Here is a 5,696-nt window from a genome sequence, read left to right as displayed (position 1 = left end):
TTCATATCCGCTCCATAGTCGCCAAGACTGCCGTAACCTCCTTCCTCCGCGACAAGTGGATCGACCTTTGTCGAAAACCGACCCTGGTCATTAGGGCGCTTAAGGACGATCCAGCGAGCCTTCAGGATTTCCTCAGCATATTAGAAGAGGAACTTGACATTCTTGACGACTCGCATCGAAGCAAGAACAACTGGAACTCTATTTTCGTGTCGGGGCTCATGAATCAGGAGGTAGCCACGTGGCTTTTTCACCAGATGCATCGGCCTGGCCGCGGTCCCGGCGACCCCATTTTGTAACGCCGAAGGAATTTCACTTCAGCCCCAACGCCGCCCAAATATCCCTCGCCCCTAGAGTCCGCTCGATCCAATGAATCAGCGAGGCGCGTGCAACCTCTGCAGCAACTCCGCCTCAGTCAACGAAATCCCACACGTCTCGGAAATATCCTTCGCCGAGGCCCCCTGGCGCGCGAGGCGCTGGGCAAGCGCAAGCGCCCGATCGGTTGCCGCACCCGGCTCGCCCGCCACGGTCACGGCAGGATTCCGGCGTACCTGGTCTTCGATATCGCCGAGGCGGTTCTCGAGACGGCGGAGCATCGCGGCTAGTGCGTCGGGTGGAACGGCCGGCGTGGGCTCTTCGCGGATGTCACGGATGTCTTCATAAGCCGATGCAGCGCTTGCGGCGAGCGTGGCCGGGGTCGGCGGGGTCGCAGCTGGCGACGCCAACGGCGCCGTGCCGAAGCGGCGGAAAAGCAGCAGGAGGCCGACCAGGTTGAGGACGGCCAGTGCGATCAGCACGTATCCGATGACGGGGTTCATGTGGTGATTCCCTTGAATGCCGGGACACGGTAACGCAAAGCGAGCGTCGGCTGAAGCGCGATGTTTTGCGGTGTCAGGCGCGGCAGAGGCGGGGGATGTCGATGAGGGCGATGAAGCCGTCGTCGCGGGTGATGACGCCGCTGACGGGGTCGTCGCGGCGGGTGGCGCGGCCGGGCGGCGGCGGGGCGACGTCGGCGGGATTGAACTCGAGCATGTCGCCGATCACGTCGATACGCATGCCGACGATGCTGCCGGCGTCATCGAAGACGATGACGCGCTGGGCATCTTCTTCCGTGACGTCGATGCGGCCTTCGAGGCCGAAGCGCCGACGGCCGTCGAGCACGGGGACGATCTGGCCGCGCAGGTTGACGATGCCGAGGACGTCGTCGGGGGCACCCGGCACGGGTGTGATGTCGCCGCAGCGGATCACTTCGCGCACGCTGGCGAGCGACACCGCGTAGCGTTGTCCCTTCAGTGAGAATCCAAGCCAGGCGCCGCGCCCGTCGCGTAGGGTGTCAGTCACGGACCCAGCTCCTTTTCCAGCCATTCGATAAGCGCCGTGGTTGAAACCACGCCGCACTTGGGTTCTTGGGACATACCGGCAAGCCAGGGCCGCGTGGTCGCACCCTTGCGCCACTGGATGGCTGCCGCATCGAGTTCCACCGGCTCTTCGTCGACGATGCAGGCCAGCGCCCAGGCGCGATCACCGAGCAGGATCAGCGTCGGCGAGTGGGCGCCCGCCATGTCCGGCGAGAGGATCGCGGCGAGGTCGGCGACGCGCGCGACGCCGCTCGGATGGCGCCAGCGTCCGAGGCAGATCGGATTCGTCGTGTTCGGCGGCGTCAGCGGTGGCATCGGCAGCATATGGGTGATATCGGCCATCGGCACGGCGAGGCGCACGCCTGCGGCGAGGCATAGCAAGTAGCGGCTATCGGCACGCGACGCGGGCTCGTCGATCGGTACGGTGCGCCAGGGGTCGATCGAAACGATCTTGACCTCGGCGTCTGGTGCGACCGGCGGCAACGCAGGCGTCAGTAGTTCCGCCAGGTAATCGGCGACGATCTGCTCGGCGTCCTGCAGGGCGCGCATCACGCGGCTGCCTCCGCGACGGAAGTGGCCGGCAAGGCCAGCAGCTCGTCGAGTAGCTGGCGATACGCCAACCCGCCACGGCGTGCGGCCGGCCAGGATGCCAAGGGCACGCCCGCCGCGCTCGCTTCGCGAATCTGGGTATCGGTAGGAATCACGGCCTCGCTGACGCTCTCGCCGTACGTCTCGCGCAGTTGCTCGAGACAGGCGCGCGAAGCGTGCGTGCGCGAATCGAACATCGTCGGCACAATGGTCCGCGGCAGCGGGCGACCACGCGAGCGCTCGATCATGGACAGGCTGCGCRGCATGCGCTCGAGACCTGCCAGGGCGAGTGCCTCGGTCTGTGTCGGCACGAGCAGCCTGTCGCTCGCGGCAAGCGCGTTGACCATCAGCACGCCGAGAGTGGGCGGGCAGTCGAGCAGCACATGATCGAATCCACTGGCGAGCTCGGCAAGCGCCTGGGACAGGATCAGACCCATGCCAGGACGCGTGCCGAGCTGGCGGTCCAGCGTGATCATTGCCGCCGATGCCGGAAGCACACTCAGGTGATCCCACTTCGTGGCGTGCACGAGCGTGCCCGGCGGAAGCGGATTACCGCCGATGCCGAACAGGTCGTAGACGCTGCCGTGTGCGCCGCCCTCGACGCCGATGTAGCCGGACAACGAAGCATGCGGATCCATGTCGATAAGCAACGTACGCTTGCCGGAAGCGGCGAGCAGGCTGCCGAGCGCCACGGTGGTGGTGGTCTTGCCGACGCCGCCCTTCTGATTGGAGATCGCCCAGACGAGCATCAGCGATTCCCCGCGATGGGGGACGTCGCCGGAGTCGCCGGAGTCGCCGCAGCACCTGCAGCACCGGCAGCGCCGACAACCGGCAGACGGTCAGCGTCGCTGTAAAAGCGCGCCGGTTCGGCCTTATCGCTCATCACGACGATGAGTACGCGKCGATTGCGATTGCGACCTTCGTCGGAGCTGTTATCGGTGGTCGGCCGGAACTCGCCCCAGCCCACGATGCCGACGCGATGCGGATCGACACCGCTCGTCGTCAGCAGGCGAGCGACCGTGGCCGCGCGCGCCGCAGACAACTCCCAGTTAGACGGGAACGTGGCCGTGGCGATGGGCGTGTTGTCCGTATAGCCCTCGATGCGCATGGCGTTCGGGAACGGGCCGAGAATGCCGGCGAGCTTGCGCAGCACGTCTTCGGCCGTGCCCTGAAGTTTGGCCACGCCGACGGGAAAGAGGATATCGGTACGGACTTCGATTTCGAGCCAGTCCTTGGTCTGACGCACGCTGACCAGGTTCTTGTCGATCAGCGGCTTCATCGCGCGCTGCACTTCGTCGGCAATCTGGCTGAGACTGGCGTCCTCGGTCTTGCCGACCGTGGTGTTCGCCGCCGTCGTGGTATTGATGTTTGCCGACTCCTGCCGCGTCGGCGCGGCGCCTTCGTGGCCGGGCAGCGGCAGGTTGCGCGGCGGAATCGGCACGTCGATCTTGGCGATCGGTGCGGCGACAGGTGCGCGTGACTGGTTCGGCAGCGGCACCTGCGCCGCAGGCGTCGCCTCCCGGATCGGCTCGATGACCTTACCGGTGCCGTTGAAGGCTTCGTTGATCGACTGCGCCATGACGCGGAACTTGGTCTCGTTCACCGCCGACACGGCGTACATCACCACGAACAACGCCAGCAGAAGCGTGATCAGATCCCCGTAGGGAATCGCCCAGCGCTCGTGGTTGATGTGTTCTTCGTGGTGGCGGCGCTTCACGACAGGAACCCCTGAAGCTTGCTCTCGATATGCCGCGGGTTGTCGCCCTGGGCGATGGAGACCAGGCCTTCGACGAGGATCTCGCGCATCTGCGAGCGCAAGCGGGCGAGGCCTTTCAGGCGCGACGCCATCGGCAAGGCGAGCAGGTTGGCCAGGCCGATACCGTAGATCGTCGCGACGAAGGCCGCGGCGATGCCATGACCGAGCTTGCTCGGGTCGGCGAGGTTCTGCATGACCGACATCAGCCCCATGACGGCACCGATGATGCCCATCGTCGGCGAGTAGGCACCCGCGTTCTCGTAGACCTTGGCGGCTTCGATATCGGTGTGTTCGCGAGCGTACACCTCCACTTCGAGCACGGAGCGCATGGCATCCGGCTCGGTGCCGTCCACAAGCAGCTGAAGCCCCTTGCGGATGAAGGGGTCGGATTCACGCTCGATGGCCGGCTCGAGACCAAGAAGTCCGGTGCGACGGGAAATCTCGCTCCAGCCGACGATGCGGCTGACGAGGTTCTCCGACTCGATATCCGGCGGCCGATACACCCAGGGCAACATGGTCCAGGCGCGCTTGAGCACAGGCCCGGGGGTCTGCACGAGAAGCGCGGCAAGGGTGCCGAGGAAGACGATGACGAACGCGGCCGGGTTCCACAGGGCGTCGAGACTCGAGCCCTTGAGGATGGTACCCACGATGATGACCACGAAGGCCAGGATCGTTCCGACGACGCTCACGATATCCATGTCAGACAGCCATCCTTAGTGAAGGCAGCACCTGGCCAGCGTCGTCGGCGAGGCCGGCGAGGTCAAGCACGAGGGAGATGCGGCCATCGCCGGTAATCGTCGCGCCGGCGACACCGGGAACGTCCCTGAGGAACGGACCGAGCGGCTTGGCCATGACGTCTTCGCGGCCGAGCACTTCGTCGACCAGGCAGCCGAGCGTCTGGTGGCCGATCTGCACGACCACCACGTGACCGCCCTTCCCCGCCGCCCCGGCCCAGTTGCCGAGGTCGGCAAGCGGAAGAGCGCGCTGGCGATGCGCGGCGACGATGCGGCCATCCAGTTCCTGGATCTGGCCCGGCACGAGTTCGAACACTTCGGTGACATTGGACAGCGGCAGCGACAGGAGACGATTGCCGACGCGGACCATGAGCACGCGCATGATCGCCAGCGTGAGCGGCACCGAGAGACGCACCGTGCTGCCGTGGCCAACGCGTGAGTCGATCGACAACGTGCCGCCGAGTTCGACGATCTTGGTCTTGACCACGTCCATGCCAACGCCACGACCGGAGATGTCGGAGACTTCGGCGGCCGTGGAGAAACCGGGACGGAAGACGATGTCGAAGCACTCACGCTCGTCGAGACGTGCGGCCTGCTCTTCGTCCATCAGGCCTTTCTCGACGGCCTTCCGGCGCAGCATCTCGGGATCCATGCCCTTGCCGTCGTCGGTCACGGTGATGACGATGCGGTCGCCGAACTGACCGGCGGAAAGCCGCACGGTACCGGAGCGCGACTTGCCGGCGCGCTCCCGCACGTCGGGCATCTCGATGCCATGATCGACTGAGTTGCGTAGCAGGTGCACCAACGGGTCGGCGAGTGCTTCGACCACGGTGCGGTCGATATCAGTGTCTTCGCCCTCGGTGATCAGCTCGATGTCTTTGCCGAGCTGGCGTGCGAGATCGCGGATGATCCGTGGGAAACGCGAGAACAGCTTGCCCACCGGCTGCATGCGCATGCGTAACACGGCGTTCTGCAGGTCTTCGGCGACGCGCTCGAGTTCGCCGATGGCACGTTCCATCGGATCGTTGGTGCCGCGCGGGGCGAGATTGGTGAGGCGGTTGCGAACCAGAACCAGCTCGCCTGCGGCATCGACGAGGCTGTCGAGGCGGAAGGTGTCGACGCGAACCGTGGTGTCGGCGGTTGAGGAGGTGCGTTTTTCGGTCGCGGCGGCGGTTTTTGCTGCCGGAGCCGGTTTGGAGATTTTTGTTTCGACGATGGGCGCGGTGGCGACGGGCGGTGTCGCGGCGCCTGGGATCGCCGATG

At 65.7% G+C, this 5,696-nt stretch carries 8 protein-coding genes; 1 reads left to right on the top strand and 7 read right to left on the bottom strand.

The genetic code is table 11. The features are described 5' to 3' along the window. Nucleotides 1-296: hypothetical protein (locus AC1DT2_RS14625; protein WP_477297080.1), on the top strand; the 296-nt coding region annotated here is incomplete at its 5' end. Nucleotides 297-371: 75 nt separating this feature from the next. Here AC1DT2_RS14625 and AC1DT2_RS14620 read toward each other — a convergent pair. The 7 genes from AC1DT2_RS14620 to AC1DT2_RS14590 form a co-directional block, all read right to left on the bottom strand. Then, nucleotides 372-815 carry a DUF2802 domain-containing protein gene (locus tag AC1DT2_RS14620; protein ID WP_477297078.1) on the bottom strand — a complete coding sequence of 148 codons (444 nt, stop codon included), beginning with the start codon at nucleotides 813-815 and terminating at the stop codon, nucleotides 372-374. A gap of 73 nt (nucleotides 816-888) precedes the next feature. Beyond that, entirely contained in the window at nucleotides 889-1,338 is a 450-nt protein-coding gene (locus AC1DT2_RS14615; RefSeq protein WP_477297076.1) for a chemotaxis protein CheW, read from the bottom strand. Next, nucleotides 1,335-1,904 carry a chemotaxis protein CheW gene (locus AC1DT2_RS14610; RefSeq protein ID WP_477297075.1) on the bottom strand — a complete coding sequence of 190 codons (570 nt, stop codon included), beginning with the start codon at nucleotides 1,902-1,904 and terminating at the stop codon, nucleotides 1,335-1,337. The genes AC1DT2_RS14615 and AC1DT2_RS14610 overlap by 4 nt, the downstream gene beginning before the upstream one ends. Next, nucleotides 1,904-2,692 (bottom strand): ParA family protein, encoded by a 789-nt coding sequence (locus AC1DT2_RS14605; RefSeq protein ID WP_477297074.1) that lies wholly within the window; start codon nucleotides 2,690-2,692, stop codon nucleotides 1,904-1,906. Before AC1DT2_RS14605 ends, AC1DT2_RS14610 begins: the two co-directional genes overlap by 1 nt. Continuing rightward, complete coding sequence (gene motD, locus AC1DT2_RS14600) at nucleotides 2,692-3,660, bottom strand: flagellar motor protein MotD (protein ID WP_477297072.1); 969 nt, start codon at nucleotides 3,658-3,660, stop codon at nucleotides 2,692-2,694. The genes AC1DT2_RS14605 and motD overlap by 1 nt, the downstream gene beginning before the upstream one ends. Beyond that, nucleotides 3,657-4,397, bottom strand: a complete 741-nt coding sequence (locus AC1DT2_RS14595; RefSeq protein WP_063573097.1) for a flagellar motor protein — start codon at nucleotides 4,395-4,397, stop codon at nucleotides 3,657-3,659. Before AC1DT2_RS14595 ends, motD begins: the two co-directional genes overlap by 4 nt. A 1-nt stretch (nucleotide 4,398) precedes the next feature. Continuing rightward, on the bottom strand, nucleotides 4,399-5,696 hold a 1,298-nt coding region (locus tag AC1DT2_RS14590), incomplete at its 5' end, for a chemotaxis protein CheA (protein ID WP_477297071.1).

The sequence above is a fragment of the Luteibacter sp. P4_E6 genome (genome assembly GCF_056401535.1).
Note: the sequence above shows the minus strand (reverse complement) of the source record. Positions and strands in the feature narration are given on the sequence as shown.